This window comes from Geobacillus sp. CCR (genome assembly GCF_052906625.1).
The window spans coordinates 84,059-109,016 of record NZ_JBREBQ010000008.1 but is presented as its reverse complement, the minus strand read 5'-3'; the positions used below and the strand labels follow the sequence as shown (position 1 = coordinate 109,016).

Here is a 24,958-nt window from a genome sequence, read left to right as displayed (position 1 = left end):
TCTCCCTTTCCGCACAGGAGACAGAATATTCTGTCTCCTGTGCGGAGGAAACCGACTCCTTATCCATTCTAAATCCATTCAGAGATACCCTATCTATCTTTCATTACACAAAATTCTTGACGGTACCCATTGATGATTTAGCACATTGTTTTATCAATTAGGAAATTCGTCTTCATTTGGCTGTGATCCATCAAAACCTAATAGCGCCAATGGAATCCTTCGCCCGTTTGATGGGAGAAAGCGGTTGGGAAGATCCACGATAGGCAAATGCGAGCGAATTTGCTAATATGAAAGAAAAGCATTCGGAATACGAAAGGATGAAGCGATTGTGACTAAAAAGTTGTACTATACAGCGCCGGATGTTGCCGCGTGGACAACGGCGATGACAAGCGTCCGCCAAGGCGGCGAAACATATGTCGTCAGGATGTCCGCCATAGCCAACGGAGGGCGGTTTTTGTAAAATAAAAAACGAAATGTGCAGCTAAGGAGTTTGGAAAGATGAACGATCGACTCGTACAATCGCAAATCGAAGAACTCGAACGAAAGCTGCGCGCTTATGAGCGGCTCATCGAAAAGCTTCCGTTTCCGTTCACCTTTGCCGATTATGAAAGTGGAATCGCCATCGAAAAAAAGCGCGGCGACGTCCGGCCGCACCTTCGCACCATTCCGCCGTCCCTTGAAAAGGAAGCCAAATGGCAGTGGGATATTGACTTGCATCGCGACGTACCGTTTGAAAAAGTGGAAGCCTTTTTGACGCCGTTGCTCGATCTCGTTCCGCACCACATTGTCTTTGTCGACGCTCAAGGGATCATCACGCTTTGCAATTTGCAGGCGGCTGTTGACACCGGCGTGGATCGCGATGCCATCATCGGCAAACATATTCGCGAGCTGCTGAAGCTCCCTGATGAGCTGATCGCGACGCTCGAATCGCTTGAAAAAGGCGAGCCGCTTTACAATTACGAAGTGCTCGACCGATTTTACGGGATCGTCAACACCCGTTTTATTTACAACGATGACGGATCGATCAAACGAGTCATCAGTATGTTTCAGTCGCTCAATATGATGAAAGAAACAGAAAAGCTGGCGGTCGCTGGCCGCATCGCCGCCGGCATCGCCCATGAAATCCGCAATCCGCTGACGACGGTGCGCGGATATTTGCAACTATTGAAAAGCGACTTGCCGGATCGCATCGCCTCGCTCGTTGAGCGGCTTTTAATTCCTGAGCTCGACCGGGCGAACGACATTATCACGGATTTTTTGAATATCGCCAAGCCGGCGGACGTCAAAATGGAGACGTTCAACTTGCACCGCTTTTTGCGCGACGATGTCGGCGTCCTATTGCAAAGCGAAGCGCTATTGCATAACGTCGACGTCCATTTTGACCTTGATGACCAGCTTGACGATTACGAAATGAACGGCGACCGCAGCCAGCTTTTGCAAGTGTTTTTAAACTTATTTCGCAACGCCGTGGAAGCAAAAGTGGCGAAAACGATGAGGGTGTCGATCTGCAGCCGAAAAATCAACCATCTCGTTCAGCTTCGCTTCTGCGACGATGGACCCGGCATTCCGCCGTCGGTCATCGACCATGTTTTCGATCCGTTTTTTTCAACGAAGGAAACGGGAACTGGGCTCGGCCTGTCATTATCGAAAAAAATCGTCGAACTGCATCGCGGGACGATGAAAGTGCAAAGCGACGCGCACGGCACATGTTTTTTGATCGAATTCCCGCTTTGCAGCCAACCGCCGTTTCTTTCGTCATAAATCGCTTCCGAAGAGGGGGCCATCCCAGCTTCGGAAGTGGGGAGATTGATGATTTAGAACAATGTATCACTTTATCACAGAAAAGGAGGAGCCATTATGGCAACGACCGCTCCGCCCAACGGCAAATGGCGGCGCCTGTTCGCCTTGTTTCTTCCCATTTTTGTTTCGCAAACCGGTCAATATGCCATGAACTTTGTCGATGTCGCCATGTCCGGTCATGCGAGCGCCGAAGATCTTGCCGGCGTCGCGATCGGCTCAAGCCTATGGGTGCCGGTGTTTACCGGCGCCGGCGGCATTTTGCTCGCCCTGTCCCCGATCGTCTCACACCATTTCGGCGCCGGACGGCATGACTCGATCACTCGCGCCGTCGCCCAGGCGCTCTACTTGGCTGTCGCGCTTGCTGTCGCCATTGTCCTGATCGGCGCCGCTGCCGTGCCGTTTATCTTGAAACAGATGTCTTTGGATGAAAACGTTCGGCATATCGCCTTTCATTATTTGCGCGCCTTGTCGTTTGGGATCATCCCTCTGTTTCTTTATTCTGTGCTCCGCTATTTCATCGATGCGCTTGGGCAAACGAAAGTGACGATGTGGATTACGCTCACCGCCTTGCCGGTCAATATGCTGTTCAACTGGTTGTTGATTTACGGGCATGGCGGATTTCCGCGCCTTGGCGGCATCGGCACTGGTTACGCGACGGCGATCACGTATGCGTACTGCTTCGCGGCCGCTGCCTTTGCCGCTTTGAAATTTCGGCGCTTGGCTCCCTATCGTGTACTCGTCCGTTTCTACCGTCCGTCATGGGCCGCATGGAAAGAGTTGCTGAAAACCGGGGTGCCGATCGGGTCGGCCATCTTTTTTGAAACGAGCATTTTCGCTGCTGTGACGCTGCTTGTCGGCCGGTTTGGCGCGGAAACGGTCGCCGCGCATCAAAGCGCCCTCAACTTCGCTTCACTGTTGTATATGATTCCACTCAGCTTATCGATGGCGCTGACGATCGCCGTGGGCGTTGAAGCCGGGGCCAACCGTTATGAAGCCGCCAAACAATATTGCTTGATCGGCATCACCCTCGCCTTGGCCGTCGCCGCCGCAGCAGCGCTGTTCCTTTCCGCCTTCCGCAGCCATGTCGCCCGGCTGTATACAAACGATCCGACAGTGGCGGCGTTGACAGGGAAGTTTTTGCTCTATGCGATCTTCTTTCAAGTTTCCGATGCCATCGCCGCTCCCATCCAAGGAGCGCTGCGGGGCTATAAAGAGGTAAACGCCGTTTTTTGGTCCGCTCTTCTCGCCTATTGGGGCGTTGGGCTTCCGCTTGGCTGCGCGCTCGCTCTACTGACTGCCGCCGGGGCGTTCGGCTATTGGATCGGCCTGATCGCCGGATTGGCAACGGGCGCGCTGTTTCTCAGCTTTCGCCTGCGGGCCGTTTGGCGCAGACATGACAGCGGGCGTGCGCCATGCGCCTTTTAAGAGGGAGCGGTCGATAAACAAGGATGTCCCGCCCAGTTCTAGGGACATCCTTTTTGTTGCAGCATGATGGATCATGCAGTCGACAAGGCCGGTTTCCCTTAGCCGACCTCGTTAGGCGACGGCTGCTGCTTCATATACTGTAATACATCGAGGTCGATTTTTCCTTTCTCCACTTGGCGCTCCTCAAAATTTTCTGTATGTATATACACGGTCAGCGCCTCATGAAGCGCCTCGCGATCCGCCGAGCGCTCTTTCGACAAATAACCGAGACGGACCAAGTGGGCGGCCACCTCTTCCTTTACCGTTCCTTCAATCGCTGCCACTTTTTCGGGACGCGGTTTCTCAAAGTAAAGCTGGCGCAACTGATACAAGCGAATAAGCTCCTCGATCGGCCGCGGGTGATCATCGACGCGCAAGTCGATATAACGGTCATTGTAGCCGCCATATCCCCCTCCTTCTTTCACGACAAGCAAGGCGGCCGACTGTTGCCCGCGGCGGTCGCCCCCCGCTGCCTGACCAGCTTGAAGCGCCTTTAACAATCGCTCGGCGAGCGGACCTTTTGTCTGCTCAAACGCCCTTCCCATTGCCAGCACCGTTTCCTCGCCGGCTAAAATATTGCCTTGAGCCGCATAGTTCGGCCCGGTGATGCCCCCGGCCCACGGGTAACATTTTTTCCCGGTGAACGTCGCCGCCCGTCCTTTCGCATCCACGATGCCGACTTGGCGCAAATCGCGCTCACTGTCATCGGCAACGAGCAACTCAAGCGTTTCTTGCGCCGATTTCCCTTTTGCCATCCATTCGAGGCCGCGCGGTCCGTACGACGTGTTGGCGTACGATTGCGTCGCCACCGCTCCGACGCCCGCTTTCGCCCACGGAACAACCGCACCAACGCCTAAAAATTTCGATTGAACAGCGATGCCAAGCTCCCCGGTCGCCGGATCGAACGCGACGATCGAAAACGTCGCGACGATGTCTTTTGCAATATGTGTCATTTCCCCGTCCTCCATATGCTTTCCATTTTCTCATCGTTTATGATTTCTCCACTTCCTTTCGTTGTTCCTGCCTGTTCACAAAAAAAGCGGGGGAAACAGCCGTTGCCCGGCCGTCTCCCCCCGCATGCCCATCATCCGCCTAGCACCATGTTGCCCCGACGATAATGAGCAAAATAAACAAAACGACGATCAGCACAAAGCCGTAGCCGTAGCCGCCGTAACCCGGATAACCGAAGCCATAGCCGCCCCAGCCCCAGCCGCCATAAAAGCCATATGGCATATTCGTCACCTCCTTGCTAGCAAGTAAGAGGCATCAGTACACCCAACCACCGATACATGCACATCCGACAATAATCAACAAGATGAACAGAACGACGATCAACGCGAATCCGCCGCCGTAAGCTGCACCCATTTGCCAGCACCTCCTTCGTTTTTGTACTAGTAGACTATTCAGAAGCCGAGGAAATGGTTAGATGTTTCGGCAAAAATGGGTATTTGCCGCAACGTAAAAAAAAACGGTCCATCCGCGGACCGATGTTATGCTCCGAGCGAGTTTCGCTTCCATTTTTTCCGCCCCGGCGCTTGCTTGATTTGAACAGCGGAAAACAAAATAAGCGCCGTCCAGATGCAGCTAAACGCATAAAAATGCGCTTTCGTAAACGGCTCGCCGAACAAAAAGACGCCAAGGAGAAGGCTGATCGTCGGCGAAATGTATTGCAAAAAACCAAGTGTTGTCATTGACACACGCTTCGCCCCTTTGGCGAAATACAAAAGCGGCACGGCCGTCGCTGGCCCGGCTCCAGCCAACAGCGCCCATTGCCACCATTCGGCCGTCTTGACGAGGGCTGGCGTTTCGTTGTACACACATAATAAGTAAACGGCTGAAAGCGGCATGACGGCCATTGTTTCAAGCGTCAAGCCAATGGACGAGTCAACGCTGGCCAGTTTTTTCACTAAGCCGTAAAACCCGAACGTCAACGCGAGCGATATGGCGACCCACGGAAACGCGCCATATTCCGCCGTCATCGCCGCCACGCCGGCGGCGGCAAGAAAAACAGCGGCCCACTGCCCAACGCTCAACCGCTCGCGCAATACGATCGTCCCAAGCGCCACGCTGACAAGCGGGTTGATATAATAGCCGAGGCTCGTTTCAACGACATGATGATGATTCACCGCCCATATGTAGACAAACCAGTTGGCGCTGATGAGCACGGCAGCAGCGGCGATCCCCCATGCCTTAGCCGGCTTACGGCGCATCGCCCGAAGCTCCCGGCGGAAGGCGCCAAGCTGCCCATTCGCTGCCAGAAGGATGGCCATAAACACGAACGACCACACGATGCGGTGCGCCAAAATCTCAAGCGCCGGGCGCGCCTCTAGCAGCTTCCAGTACAGCGGCAATACTCCCCACAGCAAGTACGAAGCAGCCGTATACAAGATGCCTTGCTTTTCTTCGCTCCAATGCCCCACGTCGTCTTCTCCTTTTCCATGATCATTTCTGTTTCATTATACCGCCGCCGCTTCACTTTATCCATCAAAACACTCACCCGCATCGCTCGACGCGGTTGCCCAATGGAGAAGGGGCGCAGCTGAATATGAGCACCCGCCCCCTTCGCGGCCCGTTTGACCGCCGTCCTTTCTTATTTTTTCGCTCATCAAGCGACACAGGCACAGCCAACAATAATCAGTAAAATGAACAGGACGATGACGACCGTATAACCGCTGTTGACAAAACCGCTCACGGCGGGCACCTCCTTCATCGGTTCACAGGGCCATCATATGCGCCCGCCCGCCCAAACGGCCGGGCGAATGCCCAAATTTCTAGAAGATTGGTGAAAAACCGCGTTTTCTTCAAAAAGATTGGTCCACGAACGCACGGAAGAGCCGTTGATCCATTGGCGAAAGCTCCTTGCTGGAGCGTTTTCTCCGTTAAATCACCGACCTTCTAGAAAAACGCCTATTTTTCTTTCGTCCCCGTCTCTCCCCACCAACCTTTTCGCTTAAAATAGAGGGCGATGAGCATAGCAACGGTTGCCATGAGCAACAAGGCAAACGGGTAGCCGTATCTCCATTTCAGCTCTGGCATAAACGCAAAATTCATGCCGTATACACCGGCGATAAACGTCATCGGCAAAAATATGACGCTCACCAATGTCAATGTCTTCATAATGACGTTCATATGATCTGATTTGAGCGACAGTTGCAAATCGAAAATGGCGGACAATGATTCCTTAAACGCGTCGAGCGCGGCGGGCACGCGTGAGAATCGCGACGCCACTTCCTCGATATACGGATTCGTCTCTTGATTGATATACGGCAAATCAGCGTGGCGGATCATTTTGATCGCTTCTTCCTGCGCCTCGGCGATTTGGCGCAGCTCATGAAGATGTGTTTTCATCCGATAAATCTCGCGCCCGATTTCGTTGGCAAACGGGGTCGCAAACACTTGCCGTTCAAGCGTCTGAATGCGGTCAGCGATCTGATCGATGACTTGCAAAAAACGGATGGCGGCCAAGTCTAAAAAGTGATACAGCACGTACCCAGGATACAGCGCCTGACCGCGATGGTTCAACAAACGTTCTTTCACGTGATCAACAAGCGGATCGTTTTCATCCATATAGCTGATCATATATTGGCTGCCGGCCAGCAAACGAACGTTCACTGTCCGGCCGGACGGACGAACGATAAACAGCGATAAGAAGAAACATCCTTCGTATTCGTCAAACGCGGGAATGTCTGTCCCGTTCATCAGCCGCTGTTGGGCGAGAGGGTGAATGGACAGCGAAGAAAGAAGCTGCTCCAAATCCGGCTTGGCGGCGGCGGTGAAATGAAGCCAACACGACTGGCTGCCTGCCGGCGCATGGCGTTTGTACGTTCCGTCAACCGTCAAACGAAAGTTATGCTCGATCGCCATAGACTGACGTCCTTTCCATGCAAACGATTTTAATTGTATTGTTTGCTGTTTGCCGCAAAACTACTCCCCTCCCGCCGCCAAAAACAAGTCAGCGGCAACGGTTTGGCCGCATCCGCTCGCTGTTGGCGACAAGCAGCTTCTCCCGGCTGCATCCCGGCTGCAAAGCGTCACATCCCGACAAGTCATTCGCTGTCTAGGCGCCTCGCCGCGTCCGCCCGCCAATGCGCCCGAAGCCAGTCAGCGCACCGCTTCCGGTTCCACATGGACGTGCGTCGCCCGAATGTTATGCCGGTTTCGCATCAAACGCTCGACTTCATCAGCGATTTCATGACTTTTTGCCACCGTCAAATGCGAGTCAACGCGGATCGTCACTTCCAGCACAATGTCGTTGCCTAACATGCGCGCTTTAATGTCAGCGACATCGCGCACGCCGCTCACCGCCGCGATTTCGTCTTTATAAACGGCGAGCTGCTGTTCATCAAAACCGTCGGTGAGCGTATGCGCCGTCTCCATAAACACCTCCCACGCCGTCTTGCCAATCATCGCCCCGATAACAAGCGCCGCCAGCGGATCAAGCCATGGCCACCCAAGCCGCGCGCCGGCGATGCCAATGGCGGCGCCAATGCTCACCAGCGCATCCGATAAATTGTCTTTCGCCACGGCCGCCAGCGCCATGCTGTTCGTCCGCCGCGCCAGCCGGCGATTGATTGCATAAACGCCAATCATAACGGCCGCCGAGGCGAGCGCAACCACAGCCGCTAAAACGTCAGGAGCCGCTGCCTTTTCCTTGCCGAACAGCGAGCGGATGCCGCTTGTGATCACGTCAATGCCAATGGACATCATCAAAAAAGCGGCCAACAGCGAGGAGATGTTCTCCGCCCGCGAATGTCCGTACGGGTGGTTGCAATCACGCGGTTTTTTAGCGATTTTCATGCCGATATAGACTGCCGAGGAAGCGATAATATCACTCAAATTATTCCAACCGTCCGCTTCCACCGCATCCGAGCCGAACACCGCCCCAGCCAACAGCTTGCCGGTCGAAAGGAGAAGATAGACGAAAATGCTCAGCAGTGCGCCCGCCTCGGCTCCTTGTTTTCGATCCACTTTCTTCACCAACCTAGCCATCTCATTCTTGCACGTATCAGTGTACCAGCTTGAAGCCGGTTGGGTCTACAGCAAGAAAATTTCCTTTTTTCATAAGAATAGGGACAAGCAAATTTTTTTGTCTAAAGGCAAAATCGAGCGCATTTGCGTATGATAAACCAAGTCGAAACAAAAAAAGGAGAGGAACAGATGTCTGCATATTTAGACTGGTTGGCGGACATGGGGATCGATGGCGCTCACCCAGGCGGTTTTGAGTTAACAAAACAAATCTTACGTAAACTTAAGATCGACCGTTCGACATCCGTGCTTGACGTCGGCTGCGGCACCGGACAGACGGCGGCTTATATCGCCGAACAGTACGGGGCCAACGTCACCGCCATCGACATCCACCCGACGATGATTGCCAAGGCGAAACAGCGTTTTGCCTCCAAGGCGGTCTCAGTCCGTTTGCATCGCGCCTCGGTCGAAGCGCTCCCGTTTCCCGCCGGGACGTTTGACCTTGCGCTTTCTGAATCGGTGCTTGCTTTCGTTTCATTGCCAAACGCGCTCGCCGAAATCCGCCGCGTGCTCAAAAACGATGGCCTATTCGTCGGCATTGAAGCGTGTCATGAGCGGCTGACCGCCGCCGAGCAAAAGCAAATCGCCGCCTTTTACGGCTTCCGTCAGCTCATGACATCAGCGGAGTGGAAAGAAGTGCTCGAACAAAGCGGCTTTGGCTGCCGCCAGTTTTCCTACGCGGCTGCGGCCGAAGCGCCAAGCCTTGGGGCACCCATCGTCATCGCCCTTCCGCCGACACCGGAGATGGCGAGCATGTGGCAGATGCACCAACAGTTGACAGCTCAATTCGGCGACCGTCTTGGCTATTGCGTCTTTTGCTGCGAACCATAGCTGGCAAGAAAAACGGCGTCCTCGACGAGACGCCGTTTTCACACTTTTTTCACTACTTTGAAATATTCTTCAAGCGTCAAGCCGCGCTTTTTGATCACCGCGGCCGCCTTCCGCCCAACATAGCGGAGATGCCACGGCTCATACTTGTAGCCGGTCACCGCTTCCTTTCCTTTCGGGTAGCGGATGATGAATCCGTACTCGTGCGCATGGGCGGCTACCCATTGCCCTTCTTTTGTCGCCCCGAACGATTGGGTCAGCTGACAGCCGGCCGAGCGGCTGCTGATATCGACCGCCAGCCCTGTCTGATGCTCGCTCTGCCCTGGGTGAGCGACCGCTTGAACCGCTTTTTCCTTCCCTTTTTGCCGCACTTCTTCAGCAAAAATCACCTGCTGCCGCTCGTATGAACGATAAGCGGACACGGCCACCAGCTCAATGCCATCACGGCGTGCGGCGGCAAACATCTCCTCAAGCGCCGCGGCCGCTTCGGCCCGCATATGCCGTTTTTCCGCGTTCGGGTCAGCACACACAAACGGCACGCGCGGCACGACCAAGTCCGCCGGCTTATAGCCAGGCGGGAGCGACTGTTCTTTATTGACGAGCACCAAAATGTTGTCAGGGTTTTGAATCACTTTTTGTCCGTTTTGCACCTCGACGATGTTCCAATATTTCGCCTCGAGCTGCAAATCGGGATCGACGGGGCCCTCGCTCGTTTTCCCCTGTTGATAATCGCTTGGGTGCACCGCGCTTTCCGGCGGCTGGCCGGACGGGCCGGCCGCACCGTTGCTGCCGCTCTCCCCTGTTTGGCAGCCGGCGAGCAGCAGGCACACCAACATCGCCGCTTGCCATCGCTGGTTCATGTTCCTTCTCCTTTTCTGTTTTCCCAGGCCCAAGCGCCCGGCATCCCAATCACGCGCCATTGCGGATCGCCGCTTCAAGCGCCACTTCAATCATCTCGTTAAACGTCATTTGCCGCTCCTCAGCCGTCGTTTCTTCTCCGGTGAGAATATGGTCGCTGACCGTCAGCACCGACAGCGCCCGGCAGCCGAATTTCGCCGCCAGCGTATAGAGCGCCGCCGTTTCCATCTCGACGGCCAATACACCGTAGCGCGCCCACGTTTCCCAATTCGGTTCATCATTGTAAAACATGTCGGCGGTGAACACATTGCCGACTTTTAGCGCCAGCCCTTTTTCCACACCTACTTCATACGCCGTCCGCAGCAGATGGAAATCGGCGGTTGGCGCATAATCGCGGCCGCGGAAAATGAGCCGGTTCATGTTGGAATCGGTCGACGCGCTCATCGCCAAAATGACGTCGCGGACGCGCACATCCGGCTGAATCGCTCCGCACGTTCCGACGCGGATGAGCGTCTTTACGCCGTAGCTTTGGATCAGTTCGTTCACATAAATCGAAATGGACGGCACGCCCATGCCGGTCCCTTGCACGGAAATGCGCTCCCCTTTATACGTCCCGGTAAATCCGAGCATGCCGCGCACTTCGTTGTAGCATACCGCTCCTTCCAGAAACGTTTCGGCAATGTATTTGGCGCGCATCGGATCACCCGGCAGCAAAATGCGCTCCGCGATCTCCCCTGTCTTCGCTCCGATATGTACGCTCAATGGGATTCCTCCTTTGGTTTGAACGATCGTTGTCGGGCCATGCCCTCGTCTATCATATCATATGTTTGCGGAAAATGGCAGTCTTCCTTCGAGTAGCCGAGGCGGCGAACGGGCATACTATGTGTGCCTGCCCGAGGAGAAAGGAGGAAAAGACCGATGAAAAAGAAACTCGAACAAGCGGTGGAATACGCCAACAAAACCAATCCATCGTCCAAATCAAACAATCAGCCGTCCACATCGAAAAAGGAAAAGACCAAATTCTAACATCATTCCGAAAGAAGTCTCCCACTTCGAAACGTGAAGGTGCACGAGCACCCGTCCATGTGGGAGATGAATGTTGGCCGGCAATCGCTGTCGGATCGAATCACATGTTGTTCAAACGGGCACCTTCGAAACGAAGGGAAGCGGAAAGGGTCCTTGTGCGGCTTGTCGTTTGGCACATATGCAAATCGCTGAAAGCTCCCCCTATGCACTCGCGTAGGTGGGTGAGTCGTTTGCGGGGGAGCCGCTCTCTTTTATGATGTTTTGGATCGGCGGTAATCGCTGCGATGACGGCGCGCCAAATACCGCTCATTGATATACAGCACCTTTTTGTCTTTGCTGCGCGTATATTTTTTCTCGCGCTCGCGCCGCCTGGCGACAAGCCAACAGGAAAACAAATACAGTGGAAAGACGAGCTGCATCGCGCCGGCAAAGACATACCAAAAACCGTTGATATCGGCCAAATCGCGCAAGTACACGTCGATGCCGCTGAGCCGATAGTACATGTCAGCAACGATGGCAGCGATGATGACGACGTTGACCGCATGGAGAAGGGGCACGCTTCTCCAGCGGAACAAGAGTCGCTCAACTTGCCCTTTGACCCAAAGCAATGCCGCAATCGAGACGACGCACAAGAGCAGCGACAGCGCCAGTGCGGCCATCGTTTCGCCCCCTTCCCTCTTTTCTCCTGCGCCCGCCGCATGATGCCGCCTGCAAACATTTTCCGTCGATGAACCGCCGCCAGACCGCATACACTAACGACAACGACGGTTCAAGGAGGGAAAACGATGGGCAAAAAACACCGCAACCGCATTAACGGGCAGAAAAAGAACAACCATATTCCAAAAGAAGCATTGATCGCTGAAGATGAGGCGCATGCCAAAGAATATTCCGCCGCCGGCGGCCGGAAAAACGGTCCGGGCCATCACGACAATCCAGAATCGTGACAAACCGCAGAAACCCTTGTGCGATACAAGGGTTTCTATCGCGGTTCCGACGGCTCGGATTCGTCCCAAGCAAGCGTGACGACTTTTGTATATTCCCCGCGTTCAATTTCCTCTTTTGTCGCTCTTTCATTCAGCTCCTCATCGTCGTCGATGCCCGGGGCCACCGTCGGCATGTCGCGCCGCCGTTCGTCATGTTCCATCAAGTCCGCCCCCTTTCCTTTCTTATCCGTTCCCGAAACAAGGGGGCTTTATTCATATTATATCATCTCTAGCTCTTGCTGGCGACTATATTTTTGAATATTCGGTCAACAGATGAGCTGTCGTTCCACTTGTTTCCATCCGTCTGGACAAAGGCGATAGTACGTCTGTCCTTTCCGCCCTTCATCGATCAGCACAACGTCCCCAGTCCGCATAAATCGAGCTTGACAGTTTTTCGGCATCAGATCGGCGACATTAAACATCCGATACAACACCGCCAGCACTTCATCATGTCCGGCCGCCGTCACCGTCATGCGGCACACTTGCCGGTAGCCTTTCGTTTCCCCAAAGCGCGGTGTTTGAAAAACGACCGCCTCATATGCACGTTTTGTCATCCACATCCGTTTCCCCCATAAACGAACCATTGTTTTCCTCTCCCTTCTCCCAATAAATCGGCCCTCCGAGCCCCATACTATGGTTGATGTCGAATTCGATCGCGAATCGTCTTCGGAGCCGAGACAAACGTGTATTGTACTTATTTGGTGATTTGGCGTGTCGATTCCTTCAGCAAACGAGCACTCCTTTTGTCGAAACGATCGCGGTCTTCTGGCAAAAGTCCACAAATGATGCAAAGGAGAGACAGCCTGATGCCGACTCGCCCGTTCGCTTGGCTGCGCCATCCGCTTCAGTATGCCTACCGCTCCTTTTTGTACCGCCATCCGGTCCGCCTCGCCGATGACGGCCTGCTTCGCCGGATGGCCGCCCGCACAACTGTCCCGACTGACGGACCGCTCAGCGCGGAAGAAAAGGGCATTGTTGCCGCCATTCGCCGGAAAACAGCGGAACATAACCGCAACAACGTGACGCGCACCGCCGCCTACTTAGCGTTTTTTGAGCGCCATCGGGAAATTCATTGGGCGTTTTTAGCCCATCTCGTCTCGCGCAACGGCGGTTGGAACATGACTGATTTGCGCGGCGGCCTTCTTCCGTTTTTGCTGCCGGAACAAATCATTGCACCCCTTTTTTTGTTTTTGGAGCGCGCCAATGCCCTCATTTTTCATGATGCCTATCCGCAGCTTCTGCTGTACGAAGAAAGCAAACGGAGGGAGACGCCGCTGTTTCATTTGTTGCCGGCGCTAGCGGTGTCTTCGTTTATGAAGCCGATGTGGGAACATTTTTGGGAAACGGGGAATGCCGCGCTTCTTACGGTTGCTCTGATCATCAACGAGCAGCAGTACATCCAGCTTCGCGTCATCGAACATCCGTTTTTCCGCACCCGCGTGCTGTCAAGCTGGCCGTTTATTGTCGAGCAATGGCTCGGGTTCAACGATGTGCTCATCCCATATACCAAAGGCCGCCGCGTAGCGCTTGCCGGAACGACCGTGCGCGATTTCGCCGACGTCCACCACCGCATCCATATCGGCAAAACGCTGTACAGTCTGCTGCTGTTTGACGCCCGGCTGTTTCGCGGCGCCTGCCGCTTTGCCCGCTGCGTCCCCCACAGCGGCTCACGCGCCGACTTCTGGCCGCAATCGTTCGCTGAAACGCCTGATGGGCACCGCTTTTACAGCCCCCGCCTTGAGGAAGCTTGGCCGGATCTTGCGCACCCGTTCCACGATCATCGCGATTGGTTCACCGATGAGGCGATCATGCAGGCGCTTGAAACGCTCCCGCTTCCGGCCTCGGGCGACATGACCAGCCGCTACGAGCGGCATTTGGTCATGATGAAAACAGCCGCCATCGCGGCGGCCAAATCAACTTCATCATAAAACGACGAGGACTACTCCCCATCGATGTCAATCTCTTCATCGATGATGCATTTTTCAAGCAAATAGTCAAACGTAATATCCGCGAGCTCCTCAAGCTCCTCTTGCGTTGGCACAAAGCCGCGGCGGATGAGTTCTTGGTAAAAAAACTCAGCGATTTCTTCCGTATCGATAATCACTTCAATTTCCTTCACCGCATCTCGCCCCCTTTGTAATGTTGTATGTCGCCGCCTTCCGTTTTATGTCAAAAATCATGTTGTACTATTTTTTCAGTCTCCCCCATACATATGTACCAACAAAACAAAAAACACGGAGGCGGACAAAATGGACAAATTCACTGCGATCGATAAAATGATGGAAACAGTTGTCAATGGATTGGGCGCGATCGTCATTTTCGCCGGCATTCCTTATTTTCTTTTTATTCTTTATCAATTTCTATCCTGGTGATTGGCGATTGTCCGCAAACGTTTTACAACTGTTTCCATCATCCGTTGGTACTGTTCATCGCCGAACCATTCATATAACGCTTTATAATCGTTGTACATGTCAAGGAGCTCGTCGACCGACGGCCCTTTCTCTCCGCTGTCGGCCGGCGGCAATAGAAGCGACGCTTTCACCGGCGCGGCGATGACAATATCTTGCACGAGCGTGACGGACGTCTCCTCTCCGTCGGCAAGCGGAATGATGTCTTCCAAATGGACTTCAATCTCCCAACCATCCGTCAGCCGTTTCAATTCGTAAATCGTCTCTTCCCATCCTTCCCCGTAGTAGCGGTAAATTTCTGTACGCACCCCGACAATTTTGAACAAATGGCCGCCATAATCGCGGACGCGGACAATTTCGCCGAGGAAAAACGGCAACTCAATTTCAATCTCTTCCGCGATCCATAAATCACCCACAAACTCAGACAATAAAATGAGCGCTTGCTCGGCAAACAAGCTATGGCCATGGTTGATTTCGTATAAAAACACACCGTCAATCTGCTGAATATCGGTGATCGTTCCGACCGTTCCGTACAATGTATTGACGACGATGTCGCCGACGGAAAATTTCGGGCGTTTCGGCGCGCTCATTGGCATCTCCACCCTTTGGAACAAATAGTTAGTATAGTATATGCATGCAGAGAAGGGTGGACACCTGCAACCGCGCGGAAAAAAGCTATTTGAAAGCGCTCCCAATTTATGAAATGGGAACGCTCCCTTAGTTACGCTTCATGCAAAAATTGCTCCCATAGCTCATCAAACACAACCATACTTTCCAAATAGTCACCGTTAAGCTCCAAATAGCCGCTCAGTTCTTCATAGTCCGTCGACCCTTTTGGAAAGCTGTGGTCTTCATACGCTCCGTTCGCAAACCGGACGACCGGATCTTCCTGGTGTCCATGGCGGAAGCGCAGCAAGTAACGGTAGAATGACTTTGCCATGTCCCCCATCCTCTTCCTTTCCTTTTGTTGCTATTATAATGAGCTTTTGGCTGTTTGTGAAGCCTTTTTTCGCAGCTTGTATTCCCATCGTACGCGTCGGGTTGGCTTTTCATGCCAAAAAAGCGCGTCAAACGGCGCAATAGGGGTTCAATCCGCTTTTCTCGTCAGAGCATAGGCAGGCCAAGTCCACCGTCTTATCATGCGCTCCGCTTCTCGCCAAGGCTTGCGATGCGCCATCGTGGCGTCCCATCTGAAACCGCATGGCGCCTCCCATGCCTCCCGCTTCGCTAGGTCTTGTCCTCGGTGAGCGCACATACAAAAAGCCGCCATCTTCCGGCGGCATCGTTCATGATACGACTCCGGCTTGCGGAGCCGGGGCAAATTCGATTTCAAACCCAAGATCCTCAAGCATTTGATAATCGGCTGACTTTTCTTGCCCGGCGGTCGTCAAATAGTCGCCGACAAAAATCGAGTTGGCGGCATACAGGCCAAGCGGCTGAAGTGAGCGCAAATTCACTTCTCGCCCGCCGGCGATGCGGATTTCTTTGGTTGGATTCATATAGCGAAAAAGGGCCAGCACCTTCAAACAGTAACGCGGGTTTAATTCGTTCGTGCCAGCCAGCGGCGTGCCGTCGATCGCATGCAAAAAGTTGACTGGAATGGAATCGGCGTCAAGCGCCCGCAAACTGCGCGCCATATCGACGACATCCCGCTTCGTTTCTTTCATGCCGATGATGACGCCGGAACAAGGCGAAAGACCAGCTTCTTTCACCGTTTCCACCGTCCGCACCCGATCGTCGTATGTATGGGAAGTCGTAATGTTCGGATGGTGCTGCTTCGATGTGTTGATGTTATGATTGTAGCGATCCACCCCCGCCTCTTTCAGCCGGGCCGCCTGCTCCGGCTTTAAGATCCCAAGGCAGGCGCACACTTTCAGCCCGAACCGCTCTTTAATTTCCTTGACCGCGGACACAACGGTGTCGATCTCTTTATCGCTCGGCCCCCGGCCGCTGGCGACGATGCAGTACGTCCCAATGCGCAAACGGTGTGCTTCTTCCGCGCCGCGCAACAACGTCTCTTTGTCGACCATTTTATACGTTTTCACCGGCGCCGTCGATACGGCGGACTGCGAACAGTAGCCGCAGTTTTCCGGACAGAGGCCGGATTTGGCGTTGATGATCATGTTCAGCTTCACTTTGTTTCCATAATAGGCGGAGCGAATCCGGTACGCCCCTTGCAGCAAAAGGAGCAACTCCTCATCCGGACAATCCAATATCGCCAATGCTTCCTCATCGGTCAGCTCGTGGCCTCCCAACACTTGCTCGGCCAACACCAGCCAGTTTGCCATCTCTCCTCTCCCCTTTCCATATCATTACATTTATCGTAACGGACCAGCCGCATATTTGTCAACTATATTTTCATTTCAGTTTACTTTTTAATCCGTCCCCAGGCAGACAGCAAAAAAACAGGCCCCCGTTTGAAGAGGCCTGCCCTCGGTTCCTCACCTAATGCGTCAATTTCTCGACGATGTCGCGGGCGATCCAGACGCCGCAGGCGCTCGCCTGCGCAAGGCCGCGCGTAATGCCGGCGCCGTCGCCGCCGACATACAGCCCGGCGATTTCGGTTTCAAAGCGGTCGTTCAGTTTCGGACGCGCCGAATAAAACTTCGCTTCCACCCCATAAAAGAGCGTATGCTCAGAGGCAAGCCCCGGAGTGACGTGGTTGAGCGCCTCCGTCATTTCGATCAAGCTTTTCATCGTGTTGTACGGCAAAACGAGGCCTAAATCGCCCGGCACCGCTTCTTTTAGCGTCGGTTCGATGAACCCTTCTTTGATCCGCTTTTCCGTCGATCGCCGTCCTTTTAAAATGTCGCCGTATTTTTGCACGATGATGCCGCCGTTGGACAAGGCGTTCGCCAGCCGAGAAATTTCATGGGCGTATTCGTTCGGCTTGTCAAACGGATCGGAAAACTTATGTGAAACAAGAAGGGCAAAGTTCGTGTTGTTGCTGCCGAGCTTTGGATCTTTGTACGCATGGCCGTTGGCGAGTATGATGCCGGAATGGTTTTCGACGACGACATGTCCGGACGGGTTGCTGCAAAACGTGCGCACTTGCGTCCCAACCGACGTGTTGAAAATGAATTTCCCTTCATACAGATGTTCGTTAATTTCTTGCATGACGATGTTCGATGTTTCCACGCGCACTCCGATGTCAACCTGATTGTTGATCATCCGCAAACGGCGCTTGCGCAAGATTTTGCTCAGCCAAACCGAGCCATCGCGCCCCGGAGCGATGACGACTTTTTCCGCTGTCAACGTTTCTCCGTTTTTCAGCACAACGCCTTTCACTCGATGGCCGCTCTCCGTCCGCTCGGTCACGATATCATCCACTTCCGTTGTAAAGCGCATCGCAATCCGCTCGCGCAAATATTCAAAAATGCTTTTCAAAATTTCCAAATTTTGCTCTGTACCCAAATGGCGGACGTACGCGCGCAATAGCTTCAGCCCGGCCGCATAGGCGCGCCGCTCGATCTCTTTCACTTTATCCGTCATCGGGTCGGTGATCGATGTCGTCGCTCCGTGCTTCAAGTTGATCTCATCGACATAGCGGATGAGCTCAAGTACGGTCGAAGCCGGCAAATAGTCGGTCATCCAGCCGCCGAATTCGCTCGTGATATTGAATTTGCCGTCCGAATACGCCCCCGCTCCGCCGAATCCATTCGTGATCGAACAGGCCGGCACGCAGCCGGCATAGTCTTTTTTGCCGGCCGGCGGCGGACACTTTTCAATTTTTCTTTGCAAAATCGGACAATTGCGTTTATAGATATCGTGCCCTTTATCGATTAAGAGCACGTTCGCTCCAGGGAGTTTGAGCGTCAGTTCGTAGCAAGTGAAAATGCCGGCCGGCCCGGCGCCGACCACGATCACATCGTAATGATTGTTCATGATCCATCCCCCATTTCCCATGTTCCATTCGAAAGTATACGGAACATTTGGCAGTTCGTCAAGGAAAAACACGAACTTTCTTACCGAATACAACAGAAAATGTTCGATATAATAGAGAGTTGTATAAAGCCAAAAAAATTGGTATGGTGGTAGAGAATGAATAGCGGGGAGGGAAAGGGATGCGTTTTTTCGTGAAACATTTTCTAAACGGCATGCTGACGATCGTGCCAATTTTACTCGCCGTCTATGTGTGCTACAAAGTGTTCACCGTTTTGGATGGGCTGCTTGGCCAATACGTCCGTCCGTATTTGGATGGCCGCTACATTCCCGGCCTAGGCCTATTGGCGACTGTCGCGCTGATTACCGTCTGCGGTTGGCTATCGACGCAATACGTAAGCGGCCGCCTCATTCGACTGATCGACCGGTTGCTTGAAAGCATTCCCTTGATGAAAACGGTTTATTCCGTCGCCAAAGATACAATCGCTTCCTTCGTCGGGGAAAAACGATCGTTTTCGCAAGTTGTGCTCGTTACAATGCCAGAAAGCGGCTGGAAATGCCTCGGCTTCATGACAATGGATGATGTCGGCGCTTGGCACGATCCTCTCGCCGACTACGTCGCCGTCTATATCCCGCAGGCGTTTCAAGTCGCCGGGCTCACCCTGCTCGTCCCGAAAGAGCAAGTGGAAGTCGTCGACATCTCGCCGGAAGAGGCGATGAAATTCATCCTCTCCGGCGGTGTGGCCGTCCGAAAGCAAAAGCGGCTGCCCCAATGACAGGGCAGCCGTTCGCATGGCCATCCAAAACGCGCCTGGCCGTCAAAAGTATCGCTTTTTCCAAAAGATGTACGCCGTCGCCGCTGACAGTGAACCGGCGAGCGCCATCGCGATCAAAAAGGCGTACGGAGAGTGTTGGTACGGAATCGGTACGTTCATGCCGTAGAAACTCGCCACCATCGTCGGCAGCGAAATGACGATCGTAATGGCCGTCAAAAACTTCATCACAATGTTTAAGTTGTTTGAGATGACCGAAGCGAACGCGTCCATCATGCCGCTTAAAATGCTGCTGTATACTTCGGCCATTTCAATCGCCTGCTTGTTTTCAATAATGACGTCCTGCAGCAAATCCTGGTCATCTTCGTACATGCGCAAATAATTGAGGCGCATGAGCCGCTCCATGACGATGTTGTTCGCCTTCAGCGACGTCATAAAATACACTAAGCTTTTTTCCATGCTGAGAAGCGAAAACAGCTCCTTGTTTTTCATCGATTGGTGCAATTCTTTTTCGATTTCGCTCGTCCGCCGATTGATTTGCTTCAAATAGCGCAAATAATACGTTGAAATCATGTACAGCATTTGCAACGCAAACCGCGTCTTCATAAACGTGTAAAAGTTTTTGATTTTGTTTTTGGAGAATTCTTCGAAAATCGGATTCTCCTGCAAACAAACCGTAATAAAACACGTGTTCGTAATGATCATGCCGATCGGAATCGTCTCGTAAATCGGGCCGTCCACTTCATCATGGGCGACAATCGGAATGTCGACGATAATGAGCACATGGTTGTCTTCCTTTTCGACGCGCGACCGCTCCTCGTCATCCAACGCGTCTTTGATCGAATCGATCGGAATGTCCAAATGGTGGGCGATGTAGCGAATTTCGTCTTCCGTCGGGGCAACGAGATTGATCCAGCAGCCATTTTCAATATGATCGATTTCGCGCATTTTGCCGTTGGCATCGGACAAATACATTTTCATCATCTGGCATCCTTCCTCCTTTTCACGCGAGGAAGGCGGCGCCTCTTCCTTTCCGTCCGGAGCCCGTTTTCGTATGATGAGCAGCCGACAAGAAAAGGAACAGGCCGCGTTCCCCGCTATATTCCGGTTCCGGTTCGTTCGGGCTTGAACTACTCATATACGAAAACGCCACTCCTTTCGAAAAAGATGTCCCTCAAGTAATGATAGCGCGGACCGGCCCGTTTGTATAGTAGGTGCCATAAAAAAAAAGCAGCCTACTGGCTACTTTATTCACAAAACAGCGCGATGTTCAACCATCGCCCGCTCGATTCGGCTTTTTTATTCGCTCGATGGCGTCGTGTTGAAAAAATCAGGCGCTTGTTTGTCAATTTGCCGACGGTTGGAACGGCGCGGGCGTTGCTCTTTCTTTTCGCCCATCACCCCATCCGATTCATAGCTTGGCGCAAACGGCCGCTTCTTGCTCACCGTCTTCACCCCCCTCGCTTTTACTGTTCGCCGTCGGCCGGCATTTTACTCGAGCCAGTCAGGGCTAGGTTAATCCATTTTCTGGAAATTGTTTCGCCCTCAAATTGTCAGCCAATGTTCACACAATCGTTTTACCGGCGCCGTCCATTCACTTATAATAAACAAGTGAGGAGGGGAAGCCATGAACATCATGATTACAAAAAAAGCGTTTGATTGGTACAAGCGGGAGCTCGGGCTGAAGCCGGGCGATGCGATCCGCTTTTTTGCCCGCTACGGCGGGTGCAGCACCGTGCAAAAAGGGTTTTCGCTTGGCATGGCCAAAGACGAACTGGTCGACAAGCCGGCGGCGCAGACGACGGTTGATGGCATCACCTTTTTTATTGAAGAGAGCGACCAATGGTATTTCGATGGACGTGATTTGACTGTGGATTTGGACGAAAAAAGCAATGAGCCGGTTTTTCTCGTCCATTGAATGTCCCGCGGCGATTGAAAAAGCTAGCCTTGGCGCTCGCTTTTTCGAATAATGGCGATCGTGCAGCGGGAGATGCAGACGAGCTCCCCTTGTTCGTCCGTAATGCGCACATCCCACACCATCGTCGTCCGACCGCGGTGCAACACCGTCCCTGTCGCCGTCACCGTCCCGCGGCGAACGGCGCGGACGTGATTGGCGTTGATTTCCAATCCAACGACGTTTTCCGTGTTGGGGTCCACAAGCGCGTACGCGCCGATGCTGGCGACCGTCTCCGCTAAGGCGACTGAGGCGCCGCCATGCAGCAGCCCAGCCGGCTGGTGCGTGCGCCAGTCGACCGGCATCGTCGCGACGACGCGGCCTTCGCCAACCTCAACAATTTCGATGCCGAGCGTATCGATCAACGTATGTTTCGACATTTCCTTCACAACGGCCAAATCGATCATCATTCCTTCTTCCCCCGTTTCGTGAATCGTTCCAGTTCAAACAGCCGTCCTTCCTGCTGCAAAATGCGCGTTTGCGTCTCACCGAGCAAATCGAAATGCGGAAACTCACCGCGCCGATCGATCCACTCTTCCTTCAGCCCGTACTGCCGCCCCCAAGCGGCGAGTTTTTCGACATCGGCGCAGCCGACTTTCGTCACTGTCGTGCAATGCGGAAACCGTTCGTCGTACCAATAGTGGGTCAAAAAGGCGATTTCACCGCGCTTCACTTTCTCTTTCCATGCCGCGAGCTCATGTCGGCGGATGCCAAACGCCATCGCACCGCTCCCCTTTACCGCTTCGCCCGCTCATATGCTTCATGCCAGTCAGGAAAATATTTGCGGATCACGATCGGCCGAAACGTATCGCGCTTGACGCAAACATGCTGCGACTTTCCGGTCACCGCCACCTCGCCGTCCGGGGCGAGAATCTCGTAGCCGTATGTCACGCGGATGCCGTCATAGGCGTCAATCCATGTGCGGACAGTCGCCGTTTCCCCGTAGTGAAGCGGCTTTTTGTACGACACTTGCAAATCGACAACAGGCGAAATGATGCCTTCTTTCTCCATGTCAGCATAATGAAAGCCAAGCTGTTTGATCAATTCCGTGCGCCCGACTTCCATCCAAACTAAATAGTTCGCGTGGTAGACGACGCCCATTTGGTCTGTTTCCGCATAACGCACTTCAATTTGTTTTTCTGCCACTTTCACGTTCGTTCTCCCTCCATTTTTTACCGGGCCTCCTCTTCTATGTTACCATTCGCCCGTCGGCTCGCTCAAGCGGTAGACAAAAAAACGAAGCCGCCCCCGCATGAGGGCTGCTTCGTTTACTGGCAGCCGTGTTCCCGTGCAGCTGCTTCGTCTCGGATTTCCGCGCGCATCGCAGCGATCGCTTCTTCGCGGCGGCGGTTTTTCGCACGGATCTTCTCCTGCTCCTCCGGCGACGCAAACTGCATCGTTTCTTCGGCTTTTTCTATGTTCTCAATGGTGTTTTGCACCATTTCTTGCAGCTTTTCCACATTGTCGCTGCGGTCATCCGGTTTCGGACGCGGCATGAATGCTTCCTCCTTTGCGCGAGTTTCCGGCTATTCGCCCTTCGTTTGGATGACTTGGGCGTGCTGGCCGGACTGGTCTTGCATTTGTTTGCCCTTGTTTCCTCCTGCGGCGCGAGGCTGTGTGCCGATATGGTTCGGCACGAAATGTTTGCGGCTTCCTTTCGGATTGCTCATTGTCTTCGCCTCCTCGCCATCTAGTCTGTCCGCCCGGAGAACCGCTATGCATGGGTCATTCTGCTTTTTTGAGCATCCGCTCTTCCAGCTTTTTCTCGATTTTTTCGAGCGCTTCCCGATCGTTCAACAATTGCCGTTTGTTCTCGCTGATCAGTTCTTGGAGAGTCATTTTGCGGGATCGTCTCATCGCTTCAACCTCCCCTCACTTTTATTGTAATCTTATTCATGCCCAAAAAAGATAAAAATTATGACAACTTTTTGAAAAATAACGAACCACGAAGAAAGCGCCTTTCGCTGCAGCCATCTGCTCAACGAAAAAGCGCTGTTTCCTGCTCGAGCCGCTTCGCCGTCACCGGGCCGACAATTTTTCGCCGAATGACGCCGTTTGGATCGATAATATACGTCGTTGGAATCGTTTGGATTCGATATTGACGAAGCGCTTCGCCGCGCACATCGAGGCCGACTGGAAACACGAGCCTGTTCGCTTTCGCAAACCGCTCAGCGTTGTCCAACGTATCTTGCGTCGTCAAATGAACGGCAAGGAGCGCAACTTCGCGGCCATGCCGCTCGTAAAACTTGGCAAGCTCCGGCATTTCCTTTTTGCATGGCGGGCACCACGACGTCCAAAAGTTGAGGACGACCGCTTTGCCGCGCAGCGCCGACAACTTAACCGACTGGCCCCCAAGCGCCGGCAAGGTCAAGTCGGGAGCCGTCTGACCCACTTCCGGACCGGCTCCGTTTGCTTCATTCGGTTTGTCAGCCGCCATCACATTCCAAAGGCCATAGCCGGCGACAGCCAAGAACAAAAGAACGACTAGCCATTTCCGCACGTTGTCCCCTCCCTACCGGCGCCTCCCGCCGCTCTGTCCACGATTATAGCACATACGTTTGCCATTTGCCAACCATCGTGCTTAAAACGAAAAAACGAGGGGCGCGCCCTCATCATGATCGGATGTTTTTATGATCGTTTTTCATTTTCTCCGCTTCGACTTCTGCGTACGAAGCGAATTCGCTCCTCCATTCGTTAAAGCCGTTTTTCTTCTTCGCGTTGTTGTTTCGTTGGGCATTGGCATTGCCAAGTTTTGTCCGGCCCATGCGTCTCCTCCTCTGCTTCCGTCGGTTCACCTATAGTATCCGCCGGCGGCCAAAAAACTATGCATACAGCGGCTTCAACCGGCGGCCGAAACAATGGAAGAAAAGCGAAACAAACACTAGGTGAAAATCGTTGAAAATCAACAACGCTTCGACCTCATGCGGACCGAAAAAAGAAAACGAAAAGAAAACAACGGTTCCATCCGACAACACCGAGGCGTCGAATGATGTTTCAGCCCGAATCGGAGAAAACTAAGCATCGGATGACGGGTCACCCGTTTCAATCGGGTGGTCCGGATAGGAAATCCAGTCGCTGAAACTGCCGACGTACAGCCGAACGTTGTGATAACCAGCTTCGTGGAGCGCCAACACGTTCGGGCAGGCGGTGACGCCGGAACCACAGTAAACGATCAACGGCTGCCCACGGTCAAAATCGGCAAACCGAGCCGCCTGCTCGACAGCGCTTTTCCAGTAGCCGCCTTCCGTCATTCCGTCTTTCCAAAACCGGTGCACCGCTCCTGGGATGCGGCCGGCTCGGCGGTCGATCGGTTCTTCCAGGCCGGCATATCGCTTCCATTCACGCGAATCAATGAGCACAACCGAGCGATCGCGGACGGCGGCGCGCACATCCTCAACCGTCGCCAGCCATGACCGATCCGGACGCGGCCGAAACGGGCGGGACGCCACAGCAGGGACGACGTTCGTCACCGGATGCCCTTTCTTCTTCCATTCACGATAATTGCCGTCCAATACGTATACGTGGGCATGGCCGAAATAGCGAAGCAGCCACCAGCAACGCGCCGCCATCGCCCCGTCTTGGTCGTCGTAAGCGACAACGGTCACCGTTTCATCGATGCCGGCTCGGCCAAACACGTCCGCCGCTTGCTCGGCCGACGGGAGCGGGTGGCGGCCGCCGTGCTCTCCGACTGGGCCCGACAAGTCGCGTTCCAAGTCCATATACACGGCACCAGGAATATGATCTTCCTGGTAAACGGCCGCTCCTTTCGCAGGATCGCCAAGCCAAAACCGACAATCAAGAATGCGCGTGTTTTCGTCGTGCAAATGGCGAAGGAGCCATTCATGGGAAACAAGCGACGCCATATGTCCTCCCCCTCTTTGTTTTTGCTGACGCCAAACGTTGTTTCTTGATCGGAACGGAAAGCAGCCAATCATCAACAGGACGCCGGCGGCGCCG

37 protein-coding genes are annotated in these 24,958 nt (G+C 53.7%); 9 read left to right on the top strand and 28 right to left on the bottom strand.

Going from position 1 to position 24,958, the window contains the following annotated elements:
• Window positions 1-328 precede the first annotated feature (328 nt).
• The 3 genes from ACVBDQ_RS06340 to ACVBDQ_RS06330 all read left to right on the top strand — a co-directional run bounded on the left by ACVBDQ_RS06340 (window position 329) and on the right by ACVBDQ_RS06330 (window position 3,225).
• A complete protein-coding gene (locus tag ACVBDQ_RS06340; protein WP_014195711.1) occupies window positions 329-460 on the top strand; it encodes a hypothetical protein in 132 nt (43 codons plus the stop codon).
• A gap of 38 nt (window positions 461-498) precedes the next feature.
• Window positions 499-1,761: a two-component system sensor histidine kinase NtrB gene (locus ACVBDQ_RS06335; protein WP_011231085.1), complete on the top strand. Its 1,263-nt coding sequence runs from the start codon at window positions 499-501 to the stop codon at window positions 1,759-1,761.
• A 96-nt stretch (window positions 1,762-1,857) separates the two neighbouring features.
• Window positions 1,858-3,225, top strand: coding sequence for an MATE family efflux transporter (locus tag ACVBDQ_RS06330; RefSeq protein WP_011231084.1), 1,368 nt, complete (start codon window positions 1,858-1,860; stop codon window positions 3,223-3,225).
• Window positions 3,226-3,323: 98 nt separating this feature from the next.
• On the opposite strand, the gene ACVBDQ_RS06325 is transcribed toward ACVBDQ_RS06330, so the two are convergent.
• From ACVBDQ_RS06325 to ACVBDQ_RS06295, 7 genes are all read right to left on the bottom strand, one after another.
• A complete protein-coding gene (locus ACVBDQ_RS06325; RefSeq protein WP_011231083.1) occupies window positions 3,324-4,217 on the bottom strand; it encodes a DUF1028 domain-containing protein in 894 nt (297 codons plus the stop codon).
• Between the two features lie 139 nt (window positions 4,218-4,356).
• The gene (locus ACVBDQ_RS06320) at window positions 4,357-4,497 is read right to left on the bottom strand and encodes a YjcZ family sporulation protein (RefSeq protein ID WP_011231082.1); all 141 of its coding nucleotides are present in this window, start codon (window positions 4,495-4,497) and stop codon (window positions 4,357-4,359) included.
• Window positions 4,498-4,530: 33 nt separating this feature from the next.
• Window positions 4,531-4,629 (bottom strand): YjcZ family sporulation protein, encoded by a 99-nt coding sequence (locus tag ACVBDQ_RS06315; RefSeq protein WP_011231081.1) that lies wholly within the window; start codon window positions 4,627-4,629, stop codon window positions 4,531-4,533.
• A 125-nt stretch (window positions 4,630-4,754) separates the two neighbouring features.
• Complete coding sequence (gene rarD / locus ACVBDQ_RS06310) at window positions 4,755-5,684, bottom strand: EamA family transporter RarD (RefSeq protein ID WP_011231080.1); 930 nt, start codon at window positions 5,682-5,684, stop codon at window positions 4,755-4,757.
• A gap of 185 nt (window positions 5,685-5,869) precedes the next feature.
• The gene (locus ACVBDQ_RS06305) at window positions 5,870-5,974 is read right to left on the bottom strand and encodes a YjcZ family sporulation protein (RefSeq protein ID WP_013145431.1); all 105 of its coding nucleotides are present in this window, start codon (window positions 5,972-5,974) and stop codon (window positions 5,870-5,872) included.
• Between the two features lie 197 nt (window positions 5,975-6,171).
• Window positions 6,172-7,128, bottom strand: coding sequence for a magnesium/cobalt transporter CorA (gene corA, locus ACVBDQ_RS06300; protein ID WP_023634444.1), 957 nt, complete (start codon window positions 7,126-7,128; stop codon window positions 6,172-6,174).
• Between the two features lie 237 nt (window positions 7,129-7,365).
• A complete protein-coding gene (locus tag ACVBDQ_RS06295; RefSeq protein ID WP_031213137.1) occupies window positions 7,366-8,253 on the bottom strand; it encodes a cation diffusion facilitator family transporter in 888 nt (295 codons plus the stop codon).
• A gap of 168 nt (window positions 8,254-8,421) precedes the next feature.
• Between ACVBDQ_RS06295 and ACVBDQ_RS06290 the strand changes: the two genes are divergently transcribed.
• Window positions 8,422-9,120, top strand: a complete 699-nt coding sequence (locus tag ACVBDQ_RS06290) for a class I SAM-dependent methyltransferase (RefSeq protein WP_011231077.1) — start codon at window positions 8,422-8,424, stop codon at window positions 9,118-9,120.
• 38 nt (window positions 9,121-9,158) lie between these two features.
• Here the strand turns inward: ACVBDQ_RS06290 and ACVBDQ_RS06285 are convergent, their stop codons facing one another.
• From ACVBDQ_RS06285 to ACVBDQ_RS06275, 3 genes are all read right to left on the bottom strand, one after another.
• A complete protein-coding gene (locus ACVBDQ_RS06285; protein ID WP_011231076.1) occupies window positions 9,159-9,977 on the bottom strand; it encodes a M15 family metallopeptidase in 819 nt (272 codons plus the stop codon).
• A gap of 49 nt (window positions 9,978-10,026) precedes the next feature.
• A complete protein-coding gene (deoD, locus tag ACVBDQ_RS06280; RefSeq protein ID WP_014195705.1) occupies window positions 10,027-10,737 on the bottom strand; it encodes a purine-nucleoside phosphorylase in 711 nt (236 codons plus the stop codon).
• Window positions 10,738-11,252: 515 nt separating this feature from the next.
• On the bottom strand, window positions 11,253-11,660 hold the full coding sequence (locus ACVBDQ_RS06275; protein WP_011231073.1) for a hypothetical protein: 408 nt from the start codon (window positions 11,658-11,660) through the stop codon (window positions 11,253-11,255).
• Between the two features lie 126 nt (window positions 11,661-11,786).
• Between ACVBDQ_RS06275 and ACVBDQ_RS06270 the strand changes: the two genes are divergently transcribed.
• Window positions 11,787-11,945 (top strand): hypothetical protein, encoded by a 159-nt coding sequence (locus tag ACVBDQ_RS06270; RefSeq protein ID WP_008879283.1) that lies wholly within the window; start codon window positions 11,787-11,789, stop codon window positions 11,943-11,945.
• 35 nt (window positions 11,946-11,980) lie between these two features.
• Here ACVBDQ_RS06270 and ACVBDQ_RS06265 read toward each other — a convergent pair whose 3' ends face one another.
• Window positions 11,981-12,145: a hypothetical protein gene (locus ACVBDQ_RS06265; RefSeq protein WP_011231072.1), complete on the bottom strand. Its 165-nt coding sequence runs from the start codon at window positions 12,143-12,145 to the stop codon at window positions 11,981-11,983.
• Between the two features lie 105 nt (window positions 12,146-12,250).
• Window positions 12,251-12,568, bottom strand: coding sequence for a hypothetical protein (locus ACVBDQ_RS06260; protein WP_013145439.1), 318 nt, complete (start codon window positions 12,566-12,568; stop codon window positions 12,251-12,253).
• Between the two features lie 222 nt (window positions 12,569-12,790).
• On the opposite strand from ACVBDQ_RS06260, the gene ACVBDQ_RS06255 reads away from it, so the two are divergent.
• Window positions 12,791-13,912 (top strand): DUF2515 domain-containing protein, encoded by a 1,122-nt coding sequence (locus ACVBDQ_RS06255; protein ID WP_446663097.1) that lies wholly within the window; start codon window positions 12,791-12,793, stop codon window positions 13,910-13,912.
• An 11-nt stretch (window positions 13,913-13,923) separates the two neighbouring features.
• On the opposite strand, the gene ACVBDQ_RS06250 is transcribed toward ACVBDQ_RS06255, so the two are convergent.
• Window positions 13,924-14,103: a YozD family protein gene (locus ACVBDQ_RS06250; protein WP_011231069.1), complete on the bottom strand. Its 180-nt coding sequence runs from the start codon at window positions 14,101-14,103 to the stop codon at window positions 13,924-13,926.
• A gap of 130 nt (window positions 14,104-14,233) precedes the next feature.
• Between ACVBDQ_RS06250 and ACVBDQ_RS06245 the strand changes: the two genes are divergently transcribed.
• Window positions 14,234-14,356, top strand: a complete 123-nt coding sequence (locus ACVBDQ_RS06245; protein WP_013145441.1) for a hypothetical protein — start codon at window positions 14,234-14,236, stop codon at window positions 14,354-14,356.
• Here the strand turns inward: ACVBDQ_RS06245 and ACVBDQ_RS06240 are convergent.
• The 4 genes from ACVBDQ_RS06240 to ACVBDQ_RS06225 all read right to left on the bottom strand — a co-directional run bounded on the left by ACVBDQ_RS06240 (window position 14,338) and on the right by ACVBDQ_RS06225 (window position 18,277).
• Window positions 14,338-14,982 (bottom strand): hypothetical protein, encoded by a 645-nt coding sequence (locus ACVBDQ_RS06240; protein WP_011231068.1) that lies wholly within the window; start codon window positions 14,980-14,982, stop codon window positions 14,338-14,340. The two genes, ACVBDQ_RS06245 and ACVBDQ_RS06240, sit on opposite strands and share 19 nt — an antisense overlap.
• Window positions 14,983-15,113: 131 nt before the next feature.
• Window positions 15,114-15,332: a YozE family protein gene (locus ACVBDQ_RS06235; RefSeq protein WP_011231067.1), complete on the bottom strand. Its 219-nt coding sequence runs from the start codon at window positions 15,330-15,332 to the stop codon at window positions 15,114-15,116.
• A 346-nt stretch (window positions 15,333-15,678) separates the two neighbouring features.
• Window positions 15,679-16,680: a biotin synthase BioB gene (bioB, locus tag ACVBDQ_RS06230; protein ID WP_011231066.1), complete on the bottom strand. Its 1,002-nt coding sequence runs from the start codon at window positions 16,678-16,680 to the stop codon at window positions 15,679-15,681.
• Window positions 16,681-16,837: 157 nt separating this feature from the next.
• The gene (locus ACVBDQ_RS06225) at window positions 16,838-18,277 is read right to left on the bottom strand and encodes an NAD(P)/FAD-dependent oxidoreductase (RefSeq protein ID WP_041467849.1); all 1,440 of its coding nucleotides are present in this window, start codon (window positions 18,275-18,277) and stop codon (window positions 16,838-16,840) included.
• A 179-nt stretch (window positions 18,278-18,456) separates the two neighbouring features.
• Here ACVBDQ_RS06225 and ACVBDQ_RS06220 point away from each other — a divergent pair, with 179 nt between their 5' ends.
• Window positions 18,457-19,050: a DUF502 domain-containing protein gene (locus tag ACVBDQ_RS06220; protein WP_011231064.1), complete on the top strand. Its 594-nt coding sequence runs from the start codon at window positions 18,457-18,459 to the stop codon at window positions 19,048-19,050.
• Window positions 19,051-19,092: 42 nt separating this feature from the next.
• Here the strand turns inward: ACVBDQ_RS06220 and ACVBDQ_RS06215 are convergent, their stop codons facing one another.
• Window positions 19,093-20,031, bottom strand: a complete 939-nt coding sequence (locus ACVBDQ_RS06215; RefSeq protein WP_014195699.1) for a magnesium transporter CorA family protein — start codon at window positions 20,029-20,031, stop codon at window positions 19,093-19,095.
• Window positions 20,032-20,346: 315 nt separating this feature from the next.
• Window positions 20,347-20,493 (bottom strand): hypothetical protein, encoded by a 147-nt coding sequence (locus ACVBDQ_RS06210; protein ID WP_011231062.1) that lies wholly within the window; start codon window positions 20,491-20,493, stop codon window positions 20,347-20,349.
• Window positions 20,494-20,674: 181 nt separating this feature from the next.
• Between ACVBDQ_RS06210 and ACVBDQ_RS06205 the strand changes: the two genes are divergently transcribed.
• On the top strand, window positions 20,675-20,965 hold the full coding sequence (locus tag ACVBDQ_RS06205; RefSeq protein ID WP_011231061.1) for a HesB/YadR/YfhF family protein: 291 nt from the start codon (window positions 20,675-20,677) through the stop codon (window positions 20,963-20,965).
• 23 nt (window positions 20,966-20,988) lie between these two features.
• Here ACVBDQ_RS06205 and ACVBDQ_RS06200 read toward each other — a convergent pair whose 3' ends face one another.
• The 9 genes from ACVBDQ_RS06200 to ACVBDQ_RS06160 all read right to left on the bottom strand — a co-directional run bounded on the left by ACVBDQ_RS06200 (window position 20,989) and on the right by ACVBDQ_RS06160 (window position 24,864).
• A complete protein-coding gene (locus ACVBDQ_RS06200; protein ID WP_020279119.1) occupies window positions 20,989-21,408 on the bottom strand; it encodes a PaaI family thioesterase in 420 nt (139 codons plus the stop codon).
• On the bottom strand, window positions 21,408-21,722 hold the full coding sequence (locus ACVBDQ_RS06195) for a hypothetical protein (RefSeq protein ID WP_011231059.1): 315 nt from the start codon (window positions 21,720-21,722) through the stop codon (window positions 21,408-21,410). Before ACVBDQ_RS06195 ends, ACVBDQ_RS06200 begins: the two co-directional genes overlap by 1 nt.
• 14 nt (window positions 21,723-21,736) lie before the next feature.
• Window positions 21,737-22,153, bottom strand: a complete 417-nt coding sequence (locus tag ACVBDQ_RS06190) for an acyl-CoA thioesterase (protein ID WP_011231058.1) — start codon at window positions 22,151-22,153, stop codon at window positions 21,737-21,739.
• A gap of 116 nt (window positions 22,154-22,269) precedes the next feature.
• Window positions 22,270-22,497: a small acid-soluble spore protein Tlp gene (tlp, locus tag ACVBDQ_RS06185; protein ID WP_014195696.1), complete on the bottom strand. Its 228-nt coding sequence runs from the start codon at window positions 22,495-22,497 to the stop codon at window positions 22,270-22,272.
• A gap of 30 nt (window positions 22,498-22,527) precedes the next feature.
• A complete protein-coding gene (locus tag ACVBDQ_RS06180) occupies window positions 22,528-22,671 on the bottom strand; it encodes an acid-soluble spore protein N (protein WP_011231056.1) in 144 nt (47 codons plus the stop codon).
• A 55-nt stretch (window positions 22,672-22,726) separates the two neighbouring features.
• On the bottom strand, window positions 22,727-22,858 hold the full coding sequence (locus ACVBDQ_RS06175) for an FbpB family small basic protein (protein ID WP_011231055.1): 132 nt from the start codon (window positions 22,856-22,858) through the stop codon (window positions 22,727-22,729).
• Between the two features lie 121 nt (window positions 22,859-22,979).
• The gene (locus ACVBDQ_RS06170; protein WP_033025271.1) at window positions 22,980-23,501 is read right to left on the bottom strand and encodes a TlpA family protein disulfide reductase; all 522 of its coding nucleotides are present in this window, start codon (window positions 23,499-23,501) and stop codon (window positions 22,980-22,982) included.
• 112 nt (window positions 23,502-23,613) lie between these two features.
• Complete coding sequence (locus tag ACVBDQ_RS06165) at window positions 23,614-23,766, bottom strand: hypothetical protein (protein ID WP_011231053.1); 153 nt, start codon at window positions 23,764-23,766, stop codon at window positions 23,614-23,616.
• Window positions 23,767-24,015: 249 nt separating this feature from the next.
• A complete protein-coding gene (locus ACVBDQ_RS06160; protein WP_023634567.1) occupies window positions 24,016-24,864 on the bottom strand; it encodes a sulfurtransferase in 849 nt (282 codons plus the stop codon).
• Between the last annotated feature and the right edge of the window lie 94 nt (window positions 24,865-24,958).